Source organism: Methylocystis sp. ATCC 49242 (assembly GCF_000188155.2).
GTDB lineage: Bacteria > Pseudomonadota > Alphaproteobacteria > Rhizobiales > Beijerinckiaceae > Methylocystis.
In genome coordinates this window covers 2,504,894-2,524,714 of the sequence record NZ_KE124774.1, presented here as the reverse complement: position 1 = coordinate 2,524,714, position 19,821 = coordinate 2,504,894, and the positions used below count along the sequence as shown (strand labels likewise).

At 64.5% G+C, this 19,821-nt stretch carries 21 protein-coding genes; 9 read left to right on the top strand and 12 right to left on the bottom strand.

The window, feature by feature from the left end:
* Nucleotides 1-119 precede the first annotated feature (119 nt).
* The 4 genes from MET49242_RS23420 to MET49242_RS14295 all read right to left on the bottom strand — a co-directional run bounded on the left by MET49242_RS23420 (nucleotide 120) and on the right by MET49242_RS14295 (nucleotide 2,828).
* Nucleotides 120-1,115, bottom strand: a complete 996-nt coding sequence (locus MET49242_RS23420) for a hypothetical protein (protein ID WP_144259630.1) — start codon at nucleotides 1,113-1,115, stop codon at nucleotides 120-122.
* Complete coding sequence (locus tag MET49242_RS14305; protein ID WP_036283846.1) at nucleotides 1,112-1,450, bottom strand: hypothetical protein; 339 nt, start codon at nucleotides 1,448-1,450, stop codon at nucleotides 1,112-1,114. Before MET49242_RS14305 ends, MET49242_RS23420 begins: the two co-directional genes overlap by 4 nt.
* A gap of 347 nt (nucleotides 1,451-1,797) precedes the next feature.
* Nucleotides 1,798-2,553, bottom strand: a complete 756-nt coding sequence (locus tag MET49242_RS14300; protein WP_036283844.1) for a DUF4239 domain-containing protein — start codon at nucleotides 2,551-2,553, stop codon at nucleotides 1,798-1,800.
* Nucleotides 2,554-2,627: 74 nt separating this feature from the next.
* Nucleotides 2,628-2,828: a DUF2905 domain-containing protein gene (locus MET49242_RS14295; RefSeq protein ID WP_036283842.1), complete on the bottom strand. Its 201-nt coding sequence runs from the start codon at nucleotides 2,826-2,828 to the stop codon at nucleotides 2,628-2,630.
* Nucleotides 2,829-2,942: 114 nt separating this feature from the next.
* Here MET49242_RS14295 and MET49242_RS25100 point away from each other — a divergent pair, with 114 nt between their 5' ends.
* Together MET49242_RS25100 and MET49242_RS14290 are read left to right on the top strand one after the other, a co-directional pair.
* Entirely contained in the window at nucleotides 2,943-3,269 is a 327-nt protein-coding gene (locus MET49242_RS25100) for a hypothetical protein (protein ID WP_144259629.1), read from the top strand.
* Nucleotides 3,270-3,397: 128 nt separating this feature from the next.
* Complete coding sequence (locus MET49242_RS14290) at nucleotides 3,398-4,090, top strand: alpha/beta hydrolase (protein WP_036283840.1); 693 nt, start codon at nucleotides 3,398-3,400, stop codon at nucleotides 4,088-4,090.
* Between the two features lie 58 nt (nucleotides 4,091-4,148).
* On the opposite strand, the gene MET49242_RS14285 is transcribed toward MET49242_RS14290, so the two are convergent.
* On the bottom strand, nucleotides 4,149-4,895 hold the full coding sequence (locus tag MET49242_RS14285) for a class I SAM-dependent methyltransferase (protein WP_036283838.1): 747 nt from the start codon (nucleotides 4,893-4,895) through the stop codon (nucleotides 4,149-4,151).
* Between the two features lie 101 nt (nucleotides 4,896-4,996).
* Here MET49242_RS14285 and gloB point away from each other — a divergent pair, with 101 nt between their 5' ends.
* Together gloB and MET49242_RS14275 are read left to right on the top strand one after the other, a co-directional pair.
* On the top strand, nucleotides 4,997-5,773 hold the full coding sequence (gene gloB / locus MET49242_RS14280; protein WP_036283836.1) for a hydroxyacylglutathione hydrolase: 777 nt from the start codon (nucleotides 4,997-4,999) through the stop codon (nucleotides 5,771-5,773).
* Complete coding sequence (locus tag MET49242_RS14275) at nucleotides 5,770-6,210, top strand: cupin domain-containing protein (protein ID WP_036283834.1); 441 nt, start codon at nucleotides 5,770-5,772, stop codon at nucleotides 6,208-6,210. The genes gloB and MET49242_RS14275 overlap by 4 nt, the downstream gene beginning before the upstream one ends.
* A gap of 391 nt (nucleotides 6,211-6,601) precedes the next feature.
* Here MET49242_RS14275 and MET49242_RS14270 read toward each other — a convergent pair whose 3' ends face one another.
* Nucleotides 6,602-7,714, bottom strand: a complete 1,113-nt coding sequence (locus tag MET49242_RS14270; RefSeq protein WP_036279363.1) for an IS110 family transposase — start codon at nucleotides 7,712-7,714, stop codon at nucleotides 6,602-6,604.
* A gap of 221 nt (nucleotides 7,715-7,935) precedes the next feature.
* Between MET49242_RS14270 and MET49242_RS14265 the strand changes: the two genes are divergently transcribed.
* Together MET49242_RS14265 and MET49242_RS14260 are read left to right on the top strand one after the other, a co-directional pair.
* A complete protein-coding gene (locus tag MET49242_RS14265; RefSeq protein WP_036288195.1) occupies nucleotides 7,936-8,403 on the top strand; it encodes a peptidoglycan-binding protein in 468 nt (155 codons plus the stop codon).
* Between the two features lie 400 nt (nucleotides 8,404-8,803).
* Complete coding sequence (locus MET49242_RS14260) at nucleotides 8,804-9,628, top strand: DUF5765 domain-containing protein (RefSeq protein WP_036283832.1); 825 nt, start codon at nucleotides 8,804-8,806, stop codon at nucleotides 9,626-9,628.
* On the opposite strand, the gene MET49242_RS14255 is transcribed toward MET49242_RS14260, so the two are convergent.
* The 3 genes from MET49242_RS14255 to MET49242_RS14245 are packed head-to-tail and all read right to left on the bottom strand — an operon-like array spanning nucleotide 9,629 to nucleotide 12,141.
* Nucleotides 9,629-10,627, bottom strand: coding sequence for a biotin-dependent carboxyltransferase family protein (locus MET49242_RS14255; protein ID WP_036283830.1), 999 nt, complete (start codon nucleotides 10,625-10,627; stop codon nucleotides 9,629-9,631).
* On the bottom strand, nucleotides 10,624-11,364 hold the full coding sequence (locus MET49242_RS14250; RefSeq protein ID WP_036283828.1) for an allophanate hydrolase subunit 1: 741 nt from the start codon (nucleotides 11,362-11,364) through the stop codon (nucleotides 10,624-10,626). Before MET49242_RS14250 ends, MET49242_RS14255 begins: the two co-directional genes overlap by 4 nt.
* Nucleotides 11,365-12,141: a LamB/YcsF family protein gene (locus tag MET49242_RS14245; protein ID WP_036283826.1), complete on the bottom strand. Its 777-nt coding sequence runs from the start codon at nucleotides 12,139-12,141 to the stop codon at nucleotides 11,365-11,367. It abuts the gene before it with no gap.
* Between the two features lie 98 nt (nucleotides 12,142-12,239).
* Between MET49242_RS14245 and MET49242_RS14240 the strand changes: the two genes are divergently transcribed.
* Nucleotides 12,240-13,880, top strand: coding sequence for a B12-binding domain-containing radical SAM protein (locus MET49242_RS14240; RefSeq protein ID WP_084679110.1), 1,641 nt, complete (start codon nucleotides 12,240-12,242; stop codon nucleotides 13,878-13,880).
* 44 nt (nucleotides 13,881-13,924) lie between these two features.
* Here the strand turns inward: MET49242_RS14240 and MET49242_RS14235 are convergent, their stop codons facing one another.
* The gene (locus MET49242_RS14235; RefSeq protein WP_036283823.1) at nucleotides 13,925-14,839 is read right to left on the bottom strand and encodes a restriction endonuclease; all 915 of its coding nucleotides are present in this window, start codon (nucleotides 14,837-14,839) and stop codon (nucleotides 13,925-13,927) included.
* 87 nt (nucleotides 14,840-14,926) lie between these two features.
* Entirely contained in the window at nucleotides 14,927-17,578 is a 2,652-nt protein-coding gene (locus tag MET49242_RS14230) for a HAMP domain-containing sensor histidine kinase (protein ID WP_036283820.1), read from the bottom strand.
* A 323-nt stretch (nucleotides 17,579-17,901) separates the two neighbouring features.
* On the opposite strand from MET49242_RS14230, the gene MET49242_RS14225 reads away from it, so the two are divergent.
* Both MET49242_RS14225 and MET49242_RS14220 read left to right on the top strand, forming a co-directional pair.
* Nucleotides 17,902-18,261: a phasin gene (locus MET49242_RS14225; RefSeq protein WP_036283817.1), complete on the top strand. Its 360-nt coding sequence runs from the start codon at nucleotides 17,902-17,904 to the stop codon at nucleotides 18,259-18,261.
* Between the two features lie 24 nt (nucleotides 18,262-18,285).
* Nucleotides 18,286-18,807: a phasin family protein gene (locus tag MET49242_RS14220; protein WP_036283814.1), complete on the top strand. Its 522-nt coding sequence runs from the start codon at nucleotides 18,286-18,288 to the stop codon at nucleotides 18,805-18,807.
* A 66-nt stretch (nucleotides 18,808-18,873) separates the two neighbouring features.
* Here the strand turns inward: MET49242_RS14220 and MET49242_RS14215 are convergent, their stop codons facing one another.
* Nucleotides 18,874-19,719: a shikimate dehydrogenase gene (locus MET49242_RS14215; protein ID WP_036283811.1), complete on the bottom strand. Its 846-nt coding sequence runs from the start codon at nucleotides 19,717-19,719 to the stop codon at nucleotides 18,874-18,876.
* Nucleotides 19,720-19,821 lie beyond the last annotated feature (102 nt).

Sequence of the window (19,821 nt, the reverse complement as noted above, 5' to 3'; positions counted from 1 at the left end):
AAAAACAGTGTGTTGGCACATTAAACGCAATACAGGCGCCGCGCCTCATATTTCACATCAAAAAAAAGTATTTAAAAATATCGCGGCGTTTTTCACGTTCTTAGGCATCCGGTGGCGGGTTAAGGGCTTGCCGTCCTTAAGGGGGGTATCCCCTTTCCGCCGATCGGCAGATTTGACGGGTTGCCGGGAGGCCATTCGGCCGGCCGAACGCAACCGGCTTTGGCCCGACGATCGGGACTGGTCCGCCGTTCGAATTCGTGCCAGCGCTCCAATTGCGGCGAGTCCGGCGCAAGCCACCATGTTCCGTCTGGCCGCCTTTGAGCCTTGGAGCTGCTTGCGCTCGGCGCGCTCGTGCTGGAAGCCGCCGGCGATCGGCGCGGCTTGAAAGACCAGTGTCGCTCGGCGATGAAAACAGCCGCGCAAACCCTGCCAGGTCGCGGCTGGAATGCCTCAGCGCCTTTGACGCATAGCTCTCTGTCCGCACCGCTCAGGCGATTGAACGCCCGCTTGGCCGCGTCGACACTTTCGGATTGCCCATCCTGCCAGGGCCAAGCGGCCTTGAAGCATTCCCACGCGTCGGGTTGCACGGCGACGCTCGCCGCCTTCCCATCATCGGAAAGCCCTTTTCCCCCCTCCCGCGTCACGTTGGGGGTAGGGGGAGAGACAGTCTTTGGTTGAGATTCAGTAATAGGTCTAAGATCAGTATTTATTATATGGCCGGGTTTTCCGACCGTCGGTTTTGCCGACTGTCGGGAAACCCGTTCGTCGGCGGCGTCACCGAGAGACGGGTTTTCCGTCTCTCGGTCGCAGGCATCCGGTTCCTCGATAATCACCCATCTTTTTCCAGCGAGATGGCCTGACTCGGCATCCGACACGGATTCGAGCCGTGCATAGCCGAGGACGCTCAACTCCCGAAAGATGGATTGAAACTTGTCGCGGCCAATCTTGAAGCGCGACATCAACTGTTCACGATGAATGACCCAATCGTCAGGACGCGAGAGAAGATAGACGAGCGCGCCCAAGGCATCAGCGGAGATCCGTTCGTCATTCATCAGCGCATTGCTGACGACCGTGTATTGAGCGCGCCTGGCAGGCCGGAAGATCGTCTGCGTCATGCGCGCCCCCATTGACCGATAGGGGCGCCCGTTTCGGTCTGCGGCGAGGGGTCGACCCGCTGGCGCGGTTTGTGGCGCACAACGATCTTATTAGCAGCTCGTCCGCCATCGTCCCGGTAAGAGGCCGCGCGCTCGATTAGCCCAGATTTCGCCAAGTGGTCGAGATGATCCCTCACCACGTCGGCGCTCATTTCGCAGGCCTCGCCGAGTGCGGCGACGCTCGCGTGGAGCACACCGCTCTTGTCGGCAAGGTGCGCCAGCATCATCAGGACAGCTTTGCGGCCTGAGCCGCCGGCCGTCTGCTTTTTCGCCCAACGGGCTGCGACGGCGCTCATTCCCGCCCCCGATCAAAATCTTCGGAAGCGACTTTGATTTTCACGATTGCGCGGGGCGATCGTGAAACGTTCGGGTTTGACAAAGAGTACGTAAGTCGCTGTTTTCCCGTAAAAGGTTTTACAGCGCGGCGATCGATAAGGCTTTGAATTGGCGCTTTTGCCCGAGGCTTCCTAAACCGAAGGTCAGGGGTTCGAATCCCTTCGGGACCGCCAATCAAGCCGCTGTCCCGTCGCTGGTTTGGCGCGACCAGCGTGCTCCGTGGGTCGTCGCTCAATGGCGTGTGAACGAAGCGATCGTCTCCGAAATCTTAACAAATTTCTTCCGCGCCGCGCGCGCCTGCGCGTCCTCAGCCCTCCTGCCTCATCAATTGGTCGAGGACGGACTGGATCGGCTCGGACGTGACGGTCACGCCGCGGCCGAAGGGATCGTCCAGCGTCGCAATGATGAAAACCACCGCGGCGAGGAAGAGCGCAAGCGCGCCGTTGAGGACGAAATGTGCATGCAGCTCCATGTCGAACAGGCACATGAGCAGCAGAAACAGCAGCGCGCCGCGGCCGACCACCCACCACAGGGCTCCCGGTATGCTGCCGCCCGCGCTCGCCAGAAGCGTGCGGCGTTGCTCGATAAGTGTGTTGACCCGTCGCAGGCCTTCCGCCTGCACGAGCTCCTCGCCCTTGGTCTTCGGCTGAAACGTCAGGAGCTGGTCCAGAAGGCTTCGAAGGCGCGGCGAAGCGCCGATCGAGGGCCTGGAGGCGGAACCCGCCGCCCAGTGCGTTTCGACCGCTTCCCGCGCGTAATCGCGCAGTCGGAACTGCAGCTGTCCGCGCAACGGTTGCGGGAGCCCGTCGAGATCCTGATAGAGCGTCGCGAGCGTCAAAGCCTGTTTTGAAACCGTATCCTGCACGGAGGCGAAGTCCTGATAGGCTTCCACCGCGAGGAGGCCGAGCAGAATGCCGTAAAGCGTCGCATAGCTGGCGAGCGCAAAGCCGATCATGTCATTGGCGCTGCGGCGGGCGTGGATCCACCGCCGGGCGTAGGGACGAAGGACGAGTATGCCGAGCCACGAGGGGGCGAGGAAGGCGACGCTGAAAAGCAGAGCCATCTGGAACGTACTAAGATCTTTCAAAAAAGGTTCCATGAGCGTCTCCTTCGCGCGTCAGCCCCCCGTATAACCGCTCAACGGTTGAGCAGCCAGAAGACGGCGCTCAGCAGGACGCTCAGCAAAATCGAGGTCGTGATCGGGAAATAGACACGGAAGTTCCCGCGCTCCAGCATGATGTCGCCGGGGAGGCGGCCCAGGCCGAAGCGTTCGCCGGCCATCCAGACAAGGCCCAGCGCGATCAGCGTCACGCCAGCCAGAATCAATAGTTTGGGCATGGTGTCGACCCCTCTTTCGAGACGGTTGCAGTCGAGTCGCAGGCTCGTGACATATTGTCGCGAGCAGTCGATTAGTTAAGACCTTCGCTTGACCCCTGCGCCGCAAAAAATTACTTGCGCTTCGAAGGGTTCGAACAAAAAGCGTTCTTTGTGCGCGCAGCCGTGCGCCGGGAAGCTCCATCGAACAAAGGCGCGTGTGGCGCGCCTTTCGCAAGGGCCTCACGAGACGCAGGCCCCCTGACCCTTGCAGCGCCGACGTCTCTTTCACTTCGCAGCGACTGCGAGCGCCTGCGCGCGGCTTTGCGCGTCATGAAGAGGTTTTGTACGATGATGAGGCCGGATCATATTTATTTCGCGATGACGATGGTCAAGCATGGCACGCTGGCCGGCGCCTTCATCTTTGCTTTCAAGATTCTGAAATTCGCTATTGTGACCATGTGATCGGCCAAGGCGGCGCCGGCTCGGCAAATCCGCGGCGCCCGTCCATATCAGGTCTTCGCCGATCCGCCTCTTGACCTTCGCGCCCGAACCGCCGACAGCTTCGGCGGTTTCAAAAGGGAGCGCGGGAAATGGCGGCGGCGATCGACGGTCCGAGAGTTCAGGCAAAATCGGGAAAACCCCGCCAGCTCGTCGTCTTCCTGCACGGCTATGGCGCGGACGGGAACGATCTCATCGAGATCGGCCGGCAATGGCGGTCCTTCCTGCCCGACGCGGATTTCGTCGCCCCCCATGCGCCCGAGCGTTGCGCCATGTCGCCGATGGGGCGGCAGTGGTTTCCGCTGACCATGCGCGATCAGACCGAGCGCTGGCGCGGCTGCATCGCGGCTCGCCCGACGCTCGACGCCTTTCTCGACGCAGAGCTGGAAAAGCGCGGCCTCGATGAGCGGGCGCTCGCGCTCGTCGGCTTCAGCCAGGGCACGATGATGGCGCTGCATACGGGCCTGCGCCGGCGCGTCGCGCCGCGCGCCATCGTCGGCTATTCGGGCGTTCTCGTCCTCGGCCCGGATCAGCCCGGCGGCGAGCGCCCGCATCAGGAGCCGCCGCCCGCCGTCCTTCTCGCCCATGGCGAGGAGGATGAAATGATTCCCGTCGAGGCGCTGATGATGTCGGCAAATGCGCTCGCCGACATGAATGTGCCGACGCAATGGCACCTTTCCGCAGGACTCGGCCACGGCATCGACAACGCCGGCCTCATCCATGGCGCGCTGTTTCTGGCGCAGTCCTTCGGGGTGCGCGTCGACTTTTCTCCGCGCGGGCGTTGACGCGATCGCCGGGCGCGGTTGCGGGAAGAAGCGACTTTTCCAGGCCCTTTCGAGGCCGTTACGCCGGCTCGGCGCCCTCGGGTTCGAGGACGGGCTCCAGCTCCGGCTCCACCGGCAGCGCTACACGGCGCACGGCGCGGCGCAGCACCGGGCGGTAGAGCTGCTTCATGGCCTCCACCAGATGCACGCCGCCGCCCGGCAGCGAGAAACGTCCGGCGATGCGCTCGAAGGCTGGAGCCGAGCGCAACAGCGACGCGCGCTGGAAGGGCGGAACGTAAAGCGCCTCGCCCCAGAAGACGGGTAGGAACTGCGCCCCCTGCAGCAGGCTCTGCAGCTGGCCGCGGGAATAGGGATGGCCGTGGCCGAAGGGAGTCGTGTCGACCCGCGCCCAGAGCCCCGTTCGGCTCGGCGCGACGATGACCACGCGGCCGCCCGGCGCCAGAATGCGCCAGACCTCCTCGAGCAGATCCTGCGGATGTTCCTCCACCTCCAGCGAGTGAACAAGGAGGATTCGGTCGATGCTCGCGTCGGGCAGCGGCGTCATCGAGGCTTCGACCAGCGCGGTGGCGGAGCGGCCGTCGAGCGGCCAGTGCACCACGCCCTGCGTCGCCGGCATGAAGGCCAGAACGCGCTGCGCCTTCTCGCGGAATTCGCCGAGATAAGGCGTTGCGTAGCCCATCCCCAGGACGCGCAGTCCGGCGTGATCCTCCCAGCGCGCGCGCAGCAGGCGCGACACGAGGCGCCGCGCGACCTCGCCCAGGGCGGTCTCGTAAAAAGCCCTAAGTTCCACGACATCGAGCGACATGACCCGATCATCTTCGCAATCGGGTTTCGACGCAAGACGGCTTCGGGTCGCATTTTTGCGCAGCGCGTTTATGATGGCCCCAACGCGCGCGGAGACCCCAAATGCCGATTGAGGTTGTACAATTCACCTGCCTGACGGACAATTTCGGCCTGCTGGTCCACGATGTCGCCACGGGCGCGACGGCGAGCGTCGATGCGCCCGACGGCGCGGCCATCGCGGCCGAGGCCGAGCGGCGCGGCTGGCCGCTCACCCATCTGCTGCTCACGCATCACCATCTCGATCACATCGAGGGGGCGGAAGCGCTGAAGAAGCGCTTCCCGCAGATGAAGATCGTCGGCGCGAAAAAGGACGCCCACCGCCTGCCGCCGCTCGACATCGCCGTCGGGGACGGAGACGGGGTCATGCTCGGCGCCTCCCGCGCGCGCGTGATCGAGACGCCCGGCCACACGCTCGGCCATGTCGCCTATCATTTCGCGGACGACGACGCGGTTTTCGTCGGCGACACGCTGTTTTCGCTGGGCTGCGGCCGCGTGTTCGAGGGTACGATGGAACAGATGCGCCTTTCCCTGGAAACGCTCGCCAATCTGCCGGGCGAGACGCGCATCTATTGCGGACACGAATATACGCAGACCAACGCGAAATTCGCGCTGACGGTCGATCCCGAAAACCCCGTCCTGCTCGACCGCGCCAACAGCGTCAACGAATTGCGCGCCGCCGGAAAATTCACCCTGCCGTCGACGATCGCGCTCGAGAACGCCACGAACCCCTTCCTTCGCGTCGAAGACCCGCTCGTAAAGAAGGCGATGGGCATGGACGACGCCAATCCCTTCGCCGTCTTCGCCGAGATGCGCGAGCGCAAGAACCGTTTCGTCGCATGAGCGCGCTCGACGGCCTTCCGGCGCAGGAGATCGTGCGCCTGCTCGATCTCGCCCCGCATCCCGAGGGCGGGTTCTATCGCGAGACCTTTCGAGATCCCGCCGCCGTCGGCAGACGCGCGGTCTCGACGGCGATCTATTATCTGCTGCCCGATGGACAGGTTTCGGCCTGGCATAGGGTGGACGCCGCGGAGCTGTGGCACTTCTATGCCGGCGCGCCGCTCGAAGTGTCCCTGTTCGACGCGGGCGAGCGCAGGGTCCATCGGCTCGGCGTCGATCTTGCCGCCGGGGAGCGGCCGCAGGCGATCGTGCCGGCCGGCGTCTGGCAGTCGGCGAAAAGCCTCGGCGCCTGGACGCTTGTCGGCTGCACCGTGGCGCCGGGCTTCGAATTCGCCCGTTTCGAGATCGCAGCGCCGGGATCGATCCCTGACGAGGCCTGACGCCTGTTCTCGCGCTGTATTGACGGGCTGAGGATTGGCCGGGAGACGATGGCCAGACCGCGAGCGCAAGTATTCGCCGGATCGGCAAGGTTGCTGTAACTTGGCTTGAAATATTCTTATGACCATTTTCAAGCGCAATCTGCGTGCGCCAGCGATCCCGTGCCTGTCCGGCAAGGAGCACAAAATGTTCGGCGAGGCAGAGGTCAGGACGCCGGCGTGATTTCGACGGTTGAGCCGTTTCTCATGCGCGGATTGGCTACCGCATACGGAGCTTTCGTCGTAGGGGAGCCTCGGTCTGACTCACGGAGATCGGTCGTGCCGCTCCTAAAATTGCCGGAGGATCCCTTGACCGGCGCCGGCGCCCTGGCCGTTGCCTCGATGCTGTCGCGCGTTACGCGGCGATCGTCTTTGGTTCGACCTGCCGCGCGATTGCCCAAATGAAGCCGAGGAGTTCCCGAGCGATTGCGGTGATGACGATCGGCGCCTTTTTGCCGCGCGCCAGCATGCGCCGATATCGGCCACACAGTCGGATCTGCGCCTTCCATGCGATTTCACGGATCGGGACGGCGATCGATTGCTGCCGCAGCAGCATCGCCTGACCGATCTTCGCCGGCATGCGATAGGCCCAGGCGGATTCTACGATCAGTCGCCGCGCGACGACGCTGCCTGCTTTGGTGATGCCGGTCAATTTGCGTCTGTTTCCACTCGAATGCTCTCCGGGGACGAGGCCGACGAACGCCATGAGCTGACGGGGATTGTCGAAGCGCCGCATGTCGCCGATTTCGGCCACCACGCCGGCGGCGACCACGAGCGCGACGCCGCGCAACGCCTGGAGAGCCTCGACGACCGGACCGAGGGACCATTCCGGCACGAGAGCTTCGATCTGCGCTTCGACGAGATCCTTGCGGGCGATCGCCTGATCCATGGCGTTCAGATAGGTTTGAAAGGCGATCTGCTGTGCAGGGTGATCGAAGCTCTGATTGGCGAGCCAGACTCTATGCCGCTTTTTCCATACGGCGCCGACATAGCGGCGACCGTAACGGAGGAGAAAACCCTGGATGCGCTGACGCGCCTGACGCACATCCTTCGTCGTGACCTCGCGAGCTCGAATGAGATCCCGCATCGCTTCGTGTGTCTCGTCCGGAACCCAGACCGATGTGAGTTCGCCGGCGCGGGACAGGCGCGCCAACATGGCCGCGTCGCGTCGATCGGTTTTAACGTGATCGCCGGCGCGCTTCGGTGTGTGGGCCGGTGAGATGACATCGCAGGCATGACCGGCGGCGAGGATCTGGCGGTAGAGACCATAGCCGCACGGTCCGGCCTCATAGACGAAGTGTAACTTGCTGCGCCGGCCACCAAGTTTCTTCAGCAAGTTCGCCACCGCGTCCGGGTTGTTGGCAATTTCTCCGAAGAATCTGACTTCGCCATTTCGGCCTGCGTCTGCGATGGCTACGGCAATCGTTTCCTTATGGACATCGAGCCCGATGTAGCTGTTAAACTCCATGGCGGTCCGTCTCCCTGTGCATGAGGATAGGCGCTTATGGCGTAACCCTCGCTGATTGCACATCGTGGAGACGGGCTACCCCGTCTCCCACCCGCATGGTCATATCGTCTGACTTTCTACGATTTTTGTAGTAGATGAACAATCGGCCGAAATTGATTTCGGTCTTTGAAGTCATTTTCGGCATTTATTGTTCAAGTTGCTCAAATAAAAGGATAATTGCAATGGCTGATCCCATTATCAAATTGGGCTCGAAAGGCGACGCTGTTAAGAAAGCGCAGAGAGCTCTCATTGAGAGATATTATCTCGATCCGGGAATGGACGACGGCGTATTCGGTCCCGTCACATTGTCGAAAGTCTTGCGGTATCAACTCGATCGTTCGGCGACGGAGTTCTTCGCCTTTTCCTTCCCCCTGAAGGTCGACGGCATTATTGGGCCGGCGACATGGTTCAGGCTCGCTCCCGCGGAAGTGAAAAAGGGGTCGAAGGGCGCCGGCGTGCGACTGCTTCAGGGGATCCTCAAGAGCTTCGCCGTTCCCGAATATGACCCCGGCGCGGTCGACGGCGATTTCGGCCCGACGACCGAAACCGCGGTGAAAGCGTTCCAGGCCGACTTCTTCGATTTCGACGGCAATCCGCTGAAGGTCGACGGAATCGTCGGCGCAAAGACCTGGGCCGCGCTCTGGAGCTGACCGCTCCCGCCGACCGGGCCCGTCCGCTCCGGTCGAAAAAAGCCAAAGACCCTGATCGAAAGGGCCTTTGGCCGCGCCCGGCGCCTCAGGCGCCACGGCGTTTCCTTTGCTCCCCGTGACTCTTCCTCCCCGACTTCCTCCGTCGCATCCGGCTTTCGATTTTGCCGAATGCGGCGGAGGCCTTATTGTCCGCATGCGGGCATGGGTGAGGGATGCGCGGTGGAGCCGCCGCGCCGGGCTTGAGAACTGTCCCGACCCTGAATCGTCACGCCAGGCCGTCCCCGGCGAATACGAAGCCGCCGCCGCCATGGATTTTCGCCCGCCGCGTCAAGCGGGGGTTTGCCCTGCCGGGCGGATAGTGTATCGGGACGGGACAAGTAATAAGAGGAAACGACACCCAATGTGCTGGAGCGGAGAAGCCTCTACTGTATTGGCGGCCACCGGAATCGCGGGGGCGGCCTATTCCGCGCTGAAGAAAGACCCAGAGCCCCTGGCGCTTTGGGTCTGCCTGCTGTATTTCGCCAGCATGGAGTCGCTCCAGGCGGTCGCCTATTCTGTGCTGAACCAGTGCGATTCGCCATTAAATCAGATGATGACCATGTTCGGTTATCTTCACATAACTTTTCAGCCGTTCTTTATTAACGCCGTCGCTCTTTATTTCATGCCCAAGGACAGCGCCAGGGTCATCGCGCCGTGGGTCTATTTCGCCTGCTTCCTCTCCGCCATCGCCATGCTGATCCAGCTTTATCCGTTCAGCTGGGCGGGGCATTGCGCGGCGGGCCGTCCGCTCTGCGGCGACGTGCTCTGCACGGTGCGCGGCGAATGGCACATCGCCTGGCTGCTTCCGACCAACGGCATCGGCAACAGCATGGCCGACAACGCCTATCTCGGCCGCGGCTATCTCTCCTATCCGCTGACCGCCTTCCTGCTCCCGAGCCTCATCGGCAGCTGGCGCTTCACCCTGTTCTCCTATCTCGCCGGTCCGTTCCTCGCGGGCCTGACGACCAGCAACATCAACGAATGGCCGGCCGTCTGGTGCCTGTTCTCGATCGGCCTCGTGCTCGCCATCATCAAGACGCCGCTGCGCTACCATCTCCATGTCGGCGATCCGTGGTGGATGATGATCTGGAAGTGGTGGAAGCGCCGCAAGGCGGCCCATGCGCCGGCGGTCGCAGCGCCCGTGGAAGCGCCCGCCCTCGCGAAGCTCGAGGAGCCGGCGGAGTAATCAGTCCCGCGCGCTGACGACGCCGCTGACGAGGTTCGTCGCCAGCAGCGCCTCGGAAGAAAGCCCGGCGGCGAGAGGCGGAAGATCCGCCTCCGCCGCCGTCGCCGTTTCAAGGGCCCGCCGCGCCGCGACGGCCTCCTCCCAGCTCACCGCCCTGAAGCGCAGGCGCTCCCCCGGCCGCAGTTGCGCCAGCCGGCCGAGATCGGCGCCGATCACGCAGGCGATCTTCGGATAGCCGCCCGTGGGCTGGCGGTCGGCCATCAGCACGAAGGGCGCGCCGGAGCCCGGAATCTGCACCGCCCCCATCGCCGCTCCGTCCGAGACGATGTCGTGGCCGCGCGAATGGGCGAGCCGCGGGCCTTCCAGCGCATAGGCCATGCGGTCGCTGCGCGCGCCGACGCGCCATTCCGCCGAGAGGAAGGTCTCGATCGCCTCGGGAGAAAAATAGTCGTCCTGCGGGCCGAGCATGACGCGGATCGGCGCGTCGCCGCGCGCCAGCGCGGGCGCATGAAGCGCGCGAACTTCGCAAGGGGGATCGGCGATATGCGAGAGTGGCAGGGCGTCGCCAGCCGTGAGCGGCTTCGGGCCGATCCCGGAGCGGGCGTGGGTCGCGAGCGATCCCAGCGCGCGAGCGAGCTCGAAACGCGCGCCGACCGCGAGATAGCACCAGGCGCCCGAGGCGCCCGCCCGCACCGACAGGCGCGAACCCGGCGGCAGCGGCGTTACGCAGGCGACGGGCAGTTTCTCACCGTCGAGCCGAATATCGAATGCGCCCCCCGCGAGCGCGACCATCAGCGTCGCGCCCCCGGCCTCGAAGGTCGCGCCGCCGAGCGAAACCTCTATCGCCGCCACTGCGTCGACGGCCCGCGTCGCGGCGAGAAAGGCGGCCTTGTCCATCGGCCCCGCGGGCGTGACGCCGAAGCGCGAATGGCCGAAGCGTCCGGCGTCCTGCACGGTGACGCCGGGGCCGGCGGCGCGGACGAGAAGCCGCGCGGTCACGCCGCGTCCTCGCGCCGCGCGATGGTCTCGCCACGCCCGGCTCGCGCTTCGAGAGTCGCGAAGCTATGCGCGTCGATCGGCTCGAATCGCAGGATGTCGCCGGGCGCGACGAGGAACGGCGGCTCCCGGCCGAGAGAGAAAAGGCGCTCCGGCGTCCGGCCGACGACATACCAGCCGGTGGGCATCGGGTTCGTCGCAACGAGCGACAGCCCGCCGCCGATAAGCACCGCGCCCTGCGGCGTCGGCCCACGCGGCGCGAGGCGCCGGGGAATCGCGAGCGGCGCCGGCAGGCCGCCGAGATAGCACCAGCCGGGCGCGAACCCATACATGTAGGCCCGGTAGTCGGCGCCGGCGTGAAGCTGCGCGAGCGCGTCGGTCGACAGATCGAGCAGGGCGGCGGCCTCTGCAATGTCTTCGGCCAATTGTGGATCGTAACAGCAGGGCACGATCCAGCGCGCGGCGCCGGTTTCCTCATGCGAGGCAGGGTCGGGGAGCGGGGAAAGCAGTCCGCCGATCCGCGCAATCAGCTCGGCGCGCGAAATCTCCAGCGGCTCGTAATGCACCAGAAGCGAGCGATAGGTCGGCGTCGTCTCTCTCACGCCCGGCGGCGCCGCGATGCGCAGCGCCGAATCCAGCGCCAGCACGCGGGCGTTGATCGCGGGATCGACCGCGTCGCCGAACTCGACCGTCAGCGTCGCCTCGCCCTGATCGAGAAAGCGCGGGCTTTCGTAAAGCATTCAGGCCTCGATGAATGGGCGCAGGACAAGACCCTCCGCCTCCAGCTCCGCCCGCAGCCGCCGCGCCATCTGCACGGCATGGGGCGTGTCGCCATGGACGCAGACCGAGTCGATCGGCGTCGGCAGGCGCTTGCCGGTGATGGTCACGAGCGCGCCTTCCGCGAGCATCTCCCGCACGCGGGCGATCGCCTGCCCGCTGTCCGTGATGACGGCGCCGGGCTCCTTGCGCGGTTGCAGCCGGCCATCGTCCACATAGGCCCGGTCGGCGAAAATCTCATGCGCAACCCTGAGCCCCGCGCGTTCGCCCGCTTGCGTCTGTTCGGACAGCGCGATGGCGAGGAGCGTCAGCTCAGGGTCCACCGCGCGCGTCGCCCTGGCGAGAGCGTCGGCGACGGCGGCCTCGCGCTCGGCGATATTGGCCAACGCCCCATGCGCCTTCACATGGGTCACGCGATGCCCGGCGTAGGCCGCGAGCGCCTGCGCAGCGCCGATCTGATAGGCGACGGCGCGTTCGATCTCGCGCGGCGTCATCGCCATCGCGCGTCGCCCGAAACCTGCAAGATCGGGAAAGGCGACATGGGCGCCGATGGCCACGCCCTTCTCTTTCGCGCGCGCGAAGGTCTCCGCCATGATGTCGGGATCGCCCGCATGAAAACCGCAGGCGACATTGGCGCTGGTCACGACGTCCAGCATGGCCGTGTCGTCGCCCATGCGCCACGGGCCGTAGCCTTCGCCGAGATCGGCGTTGAGATCAAGGAATTGCGAGGTTTTCGTCATGGCCGGGCCGCGGATGGGACAATCGCTTTCTAAGGGTTCGCGGGCGCTTGCGACAGGCGCTATTGCTTTCAGGGGCGAATTGGCTTTGTGTGCGGGTCATGCTCGACGCGGCGGACCACACACAAAATGTAGACGCGGGGCCGGCCAATCAAGCCAGCGCCGACAATGTCGGGCTTTCGCCTGAGCTTTCAGGCCCTGCACGCCGCATACTTTGCGTCTTCCCGCGCTACGAGCCGTCGCTCGGTTCTCTCGAATACGCCTATGACATCACCGGAACGCTGCGCGCCTTCATGCCGCCGCAGGGGCTGCTCGTGATCGCGGCCGCGCTTCCGGAAGGATGGGAGGCGCGTTTCGTCGACGAGAATATTGCGCGCGCCAAACGCAGCGACTTCAAATGGGCGGACGCGGTCTTCGTCTCCGGCATGCATGTGCAGCGGCGCCAGATCGACGACATCCGCCGCCGCGCGCAAAAATACGGCAAGCCCGCGGCGCTCGGCGGGCCCTCGGTTTCGGCGTGCCCCGAGTTCTATCCCGATTTCGACTATCTCCACATCGGCGAGATGGGCGACGCCACGCGCGAGCTTTTCGCGCGCCTGTCGCGCGATTGCGCGCGGCCCGAGAAGCAGATCAGATTCGAGACGCGCGAGCGCACGCCGCTCGAGGAGTTTCCGATCCCGGCCTATGAGCTGGTGAGTTTCGAAAACTATTTCATCGGCTCTATCCAGTTTTCGAGCGGCTGCCCCTATCGCTGCGAGTTCTGCGACATTCCGGGGCTTTACGGCCGCGTGCCGCGCCTGAAGTCGCCGCAGCGCATCGTGGCGGAGCTCGACAAGCTGCGCGAATGCGGGCTGACGACCTCCGTCTATTTCGTCGACGACAATCTGATCGCCAATCGGCGCGCGCTGCGCGAATTGCTGCCCGTGCTCATCGAATGGCAGGAGAAGAATTCCTTTCCGCTCTCCTTCGCCTTCGAGGCGACGCTCAATATCGCGCGATACGACGATCTTCTCTCGCAACTTCGTCTCGCCTGTTTCACGACGATTTTCGTCGGCGTCGAGACGCCGGAGGAGGATGCGCTCGTTTCGCTCGACAAGGAGCAGAACATGACGCTTCCGATTCTGGAGGCGGTGCGGCGGCTCAATGCGCATGGCATGGAGGTTGTCGCCGGCATCATCGTCGGGCTCGACACGGACGGGCCGCAAACGCAGCAGCGCATCATCGACTTCATCGAAGCCTCGCAGATACCGATGCTGACCATCAATCTGCTGCAGGCCTTGCCAAAGACGCCGCTATGGGACAGGCTGGAGAAGGAGGGGCGGCTGTGCAACGACGAGGGGCGCGAGTCGAATGTCGTGTTCCTGCGGTCCTATGACGAGACGGTGGCGACATGGCGCAATTGCCTGCGCCACGCCTATGATCCCGCCCGGCTCTTTGCGCGCTACCATCATCTCACGCAGCACACTTTCCCCAACCGCCGGCCGCGTCCGCGCCCGCCGGGGCAGGTGACGCCAAAGAATGTGCGGCGCGGATTCACGATGCTGTTCAAGATCTGCTGGAAGCTCGGCGTCATTGCAAACTATCGCCGAATTTTCTGGGACTACGCCTGGCCGCGCATCAAGACGGGGCGGATCGAGGATGTGATCAGCGTCGGCATTCTCGCCAAGCATCTGATCACCTATGCGCGCAAGGCCTGCGCGGGAAAGCTGAACGCGTCTAATTATTCGGCGAAGGTGAGGTAGGCGCGCAACGATTCGCTCGCTCAATGGCGAACGCCTCTTTTCCACTATTCGAAAAAATCCTCGTCGATTTTTTTGATTTGTAGCGTGTCTTCGACGCGACAGCCGACATTGTGCCGAATCATCAACTTCGACAGCTGCACGCCATCGATAAGCACAATGCGCTTGCTCAGATATTGAGCTGTCTCGATGGCTGATGGAGAGAAACCGGAAGTTGTTACGAAAAGTCCCTTTGTCGCCTTATGTCGATCCAGACTGCCGAAAAAGTCGCGAATGGCTCCCGATCCGATGCTATTGCCTTCGCCATAACGCTTCGCCTGTATATAGACGCGATCCAATCCGAGCGCGTCCTGGTCGATAACGCCGTCGACGCCATCGTCACCGCTTCGACCGAGCGCGCGACCCGCGTCCGTCACCGATCCCCCGTAACCCATGCTCAGCAGCAGACTGACAATAAGACGTTCAAAGAAATCGGGCGGCGCCTTGCGAACGCGCTCGAGCAAGTCCCTTGCGAGCGACGCCTCAATTTTCTTGTGCGCCAGTCGCATGAGTTCATCGGGCGTCTCTTCGACTTCAACGGCCGGCTCGCTCGCACCTTGGTCATGCGAGCTTTTTTCAGGCGATCCCCGTGTAAATTTTTCGAACTCTTCGAATTGACGAAGAAACGCATTGTCGATCCGGACGGGTTTCTTTGCAACGACTTCGCGCCCGCGCGCCGTGATTTGAAAATAACCGCGTCGAGTGCTCTCCACCAAGCCAGCCTTGCCGAGATATGTCTTTGCCCAGTGCACCCGGTTCGCGAAAACCGTTTGTGCGCCTGACGGCAGCAACTGGCTCCTATCCTCGGGCGATAACGCAAGTTGATCACCGAGTTTCTCGATGACTTCTCCGATACGGGTTTCTCCGCCGGCGCAAGCCAAAAGAACCGGAAGCATCAGGGATTGATAATCAGGAATGGACATGCGCCAATGTTTCTTTTTCTTCGTACGTCGCCGCGAATGAATCTCTTACAATTAATTACAAAGGTCCGCTGGGCGGCGTTCTTCCCCTCACTCCGCCGCCAGCACCTGCGGCGGAGGAAACGCCACTTCGATCAGCGTGCCTTCGTTCTTGCGGCTCTTGATCGTGAAGGACGCGTGGTTCGCCTCGATCAGCGCTTTCGTCAGAGGCAGGCCGAGGCCAGTGCCGCGCACCTTGCGCGAGGTTGCGATCTGCTTGAAGGGTTCGAGCGCCGTCTCCACTTCGTCGTCGGACATGCCGACGCCCGTGTCTTTCACGCGGATCACGACATAGCCCGCTTCGGTCAGCGCGGTAGAGACGATCACCTGTCCGCCGGGTTCGTTGAACTTCACGGCGTTGGAAAGAAGGTTGAGTAAAATCTGCTTCAGCGAGCGCTCGTCGGCGCGGATCGGCGGCAGGCGCTGCGCGAGCGCGAGGCGCACCACCACGCGGCCCTGATTGGCCTGCGTCTGCATGATCGACACACATTCGGAAATGATGGCGTTGGCGTCGACGCGCTCGAAGGAAAGCTCCAGCTTTCCGGCCTCGATCTTCGAGAGATCGAGCAGATCGTTGACGAGCGAGAGCACATGCGTTCCCGACGCGTGAACGTCCTTGAGATATTCCTTGTAGCGCTCGGAGCCGATCGGGCCGAAGCGCTCCTCCATCATCACTTCCGCAAAGCCGATGATGGCGTTGAGCGGCGTGCGGATTTCGTGGCTCACGCGCGCCAGAAAGTCGGATTTCGCCGCGCTGGCGTGTTCGGCGGCGACGCGCGCGGCCTCCAGTTCGTCGTTGCGGCGATCGGCCGCCGGCTCCTTCAGGCGCACGCAGATCTTGCCGGCGCCGACAGGCAGGCGCTGCAGGGACGCCTCGATGGGAACGCCGCGGGCCCGGGCGGTGAGGCGGGCGGTTTCGTTCTGCTCGCTCTTCACCCGTGAGATGAGGCCGGCGATCGTGCGCCCTTCCTGCGCCGCGAAGAGCGACGCGAGAGGGAGCCCGTCGAAGGCGCCCGTCTCGGCGCCGAACAGCGCGGCGAAGCCCGCTGTGGCGCTTTCGATCAGCCCGTCATCGCAGACGATCGCGATCGCGGAGCCGTCGGATTCGAGAACGGCGCGCAGAAGATTATTGTTTGCGCGCACGCGGGCGAGCCGCGCCTCCATCTCGCGGGCGAGCGCCAGCGCGCTTTCGTCGGGGCCGCGCGGGCGGTGGTGGTTGCGGCGCAGGGTCAGCAGCGTCGCCGCCTCGCCCTCCCATTCGAGCGTCTGCAAATGCACGTCGACGTCCAGCCTTTCGCCGTCGCTCGACTGCACGGCGGCGGGGCCGGCGTGGCCGTTGGGCTCGCCCGGACCGCGCCCGAAGAACATGCGCGCGAGACCGCCATAAGTGTCGAAGGCGGCGCGGTCGGCGTAACCGAGATAGTCGAGCAGGGTGCGGTTGACGAAAAGCGTGTCCGCCCCTCGCGCGATCAGGACGCCGACCGGCAGGCGGTCGAGCACTTCCTCCACCGTGCGGTCGCGGGCGCGGGGGGCGGCGGCCGGTTCGGCTTCCGCCGGCGCGGATTCCGTTTCCTCCAGCGCGTCGGCGGGCGTTCCCGCCGCGTCATCGCCGCTGGCGTCGCCCGCGAGCAGCGCGCGGGCGATCTCGTCGAAGGCCGATTGCTCCGAGGCGGTCAGCGTCGCGTCCGCCGCCGGGTCGCGGGGTTCTTCGATCCGCGGCGTGGCCGCAGACGGACGCAGGGGCACGACATTGTCGGCGCGATAGCCGATGTCGTCCCGTTCCGGCGCGGGAGCGGACGGCGGCGGCTTTTCCTTTTCGGGTGGCGGCGCCGCGCCCGCCCCGGCCTGCTGGCCGGGGGCGACATAGGCGCGCGAAAGATGCAGCACGCCATAGCCCTGGAAACCGGCGAAGCGGCGATCGGAATCGGTCGTCGGAAGGGCGCCGAGCGTCATCGGCACGCGTTCGGAAAGATTTTCGAGAGGCCAGTCGACGTCGACGCCGCTCCAGGATTTCTGGGCGGCGATGGCCTGCGTCAGGGCGGAGTCGAGCGAGAAGCTCCTCGCCACCTCGTCTACCGGGCGGCCAAGAATATCAGCGCTTTCTTCACCCACCACATCCGCGAGCACATGGGTGATGTCGATGAACCGGCCGACGGCGTCCGTTTTCCAGAGAAAACGCGGGGCGCGGGCGCCATGGCGCGCGACGAGCCTCTCCCGAAGGGCGATCGTCGCGGCGGAAAGGCCGCCGGAAGCGACAGGAGCGGAAGCCGGGGCTGGCGACGGCGGCGCAGAAGGCGCCTGCGGCGCTTCGGCCCGGACGCCGAGCGCGGCGATGACGAAACAGGGCGCGCCGTCCTCGCCCGCAAGCTTGCGGCAGAGGACGGTGATCGTGCGGGGCTCGTCGCCAAGATCAAAACGCAGACGCTCGAGTCGCAACGCCGCGCCATGGCGCACCGACTCGACGAGCTCGGCGAGGCGCCGGGCGCCTGGCTCGTCGCCGAAAAACAGCCGCGCGCCGAGACGTTCGGCGTCCTCGCCGAAAATGTGGCGTGCGGAGGCGTTGAGGTAGACGACGGCGAGCGGGTCGCCGCTCGCGGCGACGATCGGCGCGCCCGAGGCGTCGAGCGCCGAAAAGGCGGGGTCCGCCGCAATGCGCCTGGCCGCGAGACCGCCCTCGTCAAGGTTCACGTCCGAACCGCTCATCTCGCTTGCCGCCCCAATCGACGGAACTCCACTGAACGACTGACGCAACGCCGAGCGGGACGAGGAGACCGCCGCCCTTGGCTTGGCGCTGCCAGTTAACAGGAACTTAATCGCTCGAATCGAGGCGGTCCATGTCACTTCACGGATTTCCGCCACTTTTTTGCGCGCCAGCGGGACAGATTGACGCGCCGCACAATTTATATTGCATTGCAATATCAATTCAGGCAGAGTCTCTCCTGCCCATCGGCCGAGCGTCGAAATCGGGGCGCGCCGCGCCATTCTTGGTTTCAGGGGCGGCGACACATGAATGAGGGACAACGTCCATGGTAGATCCAATTTATCAGGTTCCGAACGAAGTGCGCGATTTTGCGGAAAAGAGCGTCGAGCAGGCGCGCAAGGCATTCGAAGGTTTCGCCGGCGCCGCCCAGAAGGCGCTGAACTCCACGACCGATCTGCCGATCGTGCCCCCCGGCGCGAAGGACGTCGGCGTCAAGGCGCTTTCCTTCGCGGAAGCCAATGTCAACGCCGCCTTCGATCTTGCGCAGAAGCTGGTCCACGCCAAGGATCCGCAGGAAGTCTTCCAGCTCCAGTCGGAATTCGTGAAATCCCAGCTCACCGCAATTCAGGAGCAGACGAAGGAGCTCGGCGCCGCGTTTCAGCGTTCGACGACCACCAAATCCTGATCTTCAACCATAAGGAGCGATCAGATGGCGACGCAGAACAGCAATGCTGGAAAGCCAATGAAGTCCGGCGAATCGAAGCCTGCGGAGACGAAGCGGGAGGCTCCCGCGGCCGCGCCGCAGGATACAACGGTCGCGAAAGACGCAATCGCCGAGGCGGCCGCCGCTGACGCGCCCGTGGTTGAAGCGAAAACAATAGAGATCATGAGCGAAGCCAAGGCGCCGGAACCGACCGCCGTCGCGATTCTGCCGACCCCCGTGGTCGCCGAATCGGTTGATTCGCAAGAGTTCAGCGCGGCTTTCGATTTCGACGCGTCGCTTTGGTCGAAAAAATATTTCGAGCTCTGGGCGGAGAACGCTCAGGCGTTCCTCGACCTTGCCGAGCAGATCGCCCGGGCGAAGACCTTCGAGGAGGCCGCCGCCCTCCAGTCGCGCTTCGCCGGCGAGCGTTTCGAAGCCTTCCTTCGCCAGTCGAAGGAAGTCATGACGCTCGCGCAGCGCATGGCGACCGTATCGGTCGCGCCGCTGTGCGGCGCGCGCGCAGCGTAACGAACTCGCAGCCTTTTACGGGCGGCGCCCGGCGGTCTCCAGGCCGCCGGCGCCGCCTTTTTTACCTTACAGCGTCGCGACGATCCGCGCGCGCAACTCCGGCGTCGCCTCCGGCATGACGCCGCTCCAGTCGCGGAAGGCCGGCCGCGCCTGATGCATGAGCATGCCAAGTCCGTCGACCGCCGTCGCGCCCATCCGCCGGGCTTCTGCGAGAAGAGGCGTCTCCAGCGGCGCGTAGACGATGTCGGCGACAAGCGCTGTCGCGGGTAGGGCGGCGAGCGACAGATCGAGCGGCTGCTGGCCGACCATGCCCTGGCTTGTCGTATTGACGAGTAGCCCCGCGCCCGCCAGCGCCTCATGCCGCTCCTGCCATGCGCAGGCGCGGACCGGCCCGCCAAAATCGGCGGCGAGCGCCTTCGCGCGTTCCATCGTGCGGTTGAACAGCCTGATTTCCCGCGCGCCCGCCTCGATCAGCCCCGAGACGATGGCGCGCGCGCCGCCGCCGGCGCCGATAACGACGCAGGGCGCGCGCGCGGCGCCCCAATCGGGCGCCGCTTCGCGTAGAGAGGCGATGAAGCCATAGCCGTCGTAATTGCGCCCGATGAGTTCGCCGTCCTGTCCCACGACGACGCAATTGACGGCGCCGATGCGCGCCGCCGCCGGCTCGATACGATCGAGAAAGTTCAGCGCCGCTTCCTTGTGCGGGATGGTGAGATTGCAGCCCGCGAAACACAACGCCGGCAGGGCGCGCAGAGCGGCCTCGAGCTTGCCGGGCTCGATCGCGAGCGGCACATAGACGCCGTCGATCCCGTACTGGCTCATCCAGTAGTTATGGATTTTCGGCGAGCGCGAGTGGGAAATGGGCCAGCCCATTACGCCGGCGAGAAGAAAGCGGTGGTTGTGGGATCGCATCGGGGCCCTCGGTCAGTGATGATCGTATATCGACCGATACAATGGTTGAACATGCCGCGACCATAATTCTTGCTGCGAGGCCGGCCGTTTCGCCAGCCCGGA

Excerpts from the sequence above, each read along its gene's own strand:
- MET49242_RS14215 (WP_036283811.1), bottom strand. The coding sequence starts at position 19,719 with ATGCGATCCCACAACCACCGCTTTCTTCTCGCCGGCGTAATGGGCTGG.
- MET49242_RS14270 (WP_036279363.1), bottom strand. The coding sequence starts at position 7,714 with ATGGAGTTTAACAGCTACATCGGGCTCGATGTCCATAAGGAAACGATT.
- MET49242_RS14260 (WP_036283832.1), top strand. The coding sequence starts at position 8,804 with ATGTGCTGGAGCGGAGAAGCCTCTACTGTATTGGCGGCCACCGGAATC.
- MET49242_RS14295 (WP_036283842.1), bottom strand. The coding sequence starts at position 2,828 with ATGCCCAAACTATTGATTCTGGCTGGCGTGACGCTGATCGCGCTGGGC.
- MET49242_RS14225 (WP_036283817.1), top strand. The coding sequence starts at position 17,902 with ATGGTAGATCCAATTTATCAGGTTCCGAACGAAGTGCGCGATTTTGCG.
- MET49242_RS14245 (WP_036283826.1), bottom strand. The coding sequence starts at position 12,141 with ATGACGAAAACCTCGCAATTCCTTGATCTCAACGCCGATCTCGGCGAA.
- MET49242_RS14230 (WP_036283820.1), bottom strand. The coding sequence starts at position 17,578 with ATGAGCGGTTCGGACGTGAACCTTGACGAGGGCGGTCTCGCGGCCAGG.
- MET49242_RS23420 (WP_144259630.1), bottom strand. The coding sequence starts at position 1,115 with ATGACGCAGACGATCTTCCGGCCTGCCAGGCGCGCTCAATACACGGTC.
- MET49242_RS14305 (WP_036283846.1), bottom strand. The coding sequence starts at position 1,450 with ATGAGCGCCGTCGCAGCCCGTTGGGCGAAAAAGCAGACGGCCGGCGGC.
- MET49242_RS14285 (WP_036283838.1), bottom strand. The coding sequence starts at position 4,895 with ATGTCGCTCGATGTCGTGGAACTTAGGGCTTTTTACGAGACCGCCCTG.
- gloB (WP_036283836.1), top strand. The coding sequence starts at position 4,997 with ATGCCGATTGAGGTTGTACAATTCACCTGCCTGACGGACAATTTCGGC.
- MET49242_RS14265 (WP_036288195.1), top strand. The coding sequence starts at position 7,936 with ATGGCTGATCCCATTATCAAATTGGGCTCGAAAGGCGACGCTGTTAAG.
- MET49242_RS14235 (WP_036283823.1), bottom strand. The coding sequence starts at position 14,839 with ATGTCCATTCCTGATTATCAATCCCTGATGCTTCCGGTTCTTTTGGCT.
- MET49242_RS14220 (WP_036283814.1), top strand. The coding sequence starts at position 18,286 with ATGGCGACGCAGAACAGCAATGCTGGAAAGCCAATGAAGTCCGGCGAA.
- MET49242_RS14290 (WP_036283840.1), top strand. The coding sequence starts at position 3,398 with ATGGCGGCGGCGATCGACGGTCCGAGAGTTCAGGCAAAATCGGGAAAA.
- MET49242_RS14275 (WP_036283834.1), top strand. The coding sequence starts at position 5,770 with ATGAGCGCGCTCGACGGCCTTCCGGCGCAGGAGATCGTGCGCCTGCTC.
- MET49242_RS14240 (WP_084679110.1), top strand. The coding sequence starts at position 12,240 with ATGCTCGACGCGGCGGACCACACACAAAATGTAGACGCGGGGCCGGCC.
- MET49242_RS14300 (WP_036283844.1), bottom strand. The coding sequence starts at position 2,553 with ATGGCTCTGCTTTTCAGCGTCGCCTTCCTCGCCCCCTCGTGGCTCGGC.
- MET49242_RS14250 (WP_036283828.1), bottom strand. The coding sequence starts at position 11,364 with ATGCTTTACGAAAGCCCGCGCTTTCTCGATCAGGGCGAGGCGACGCTG.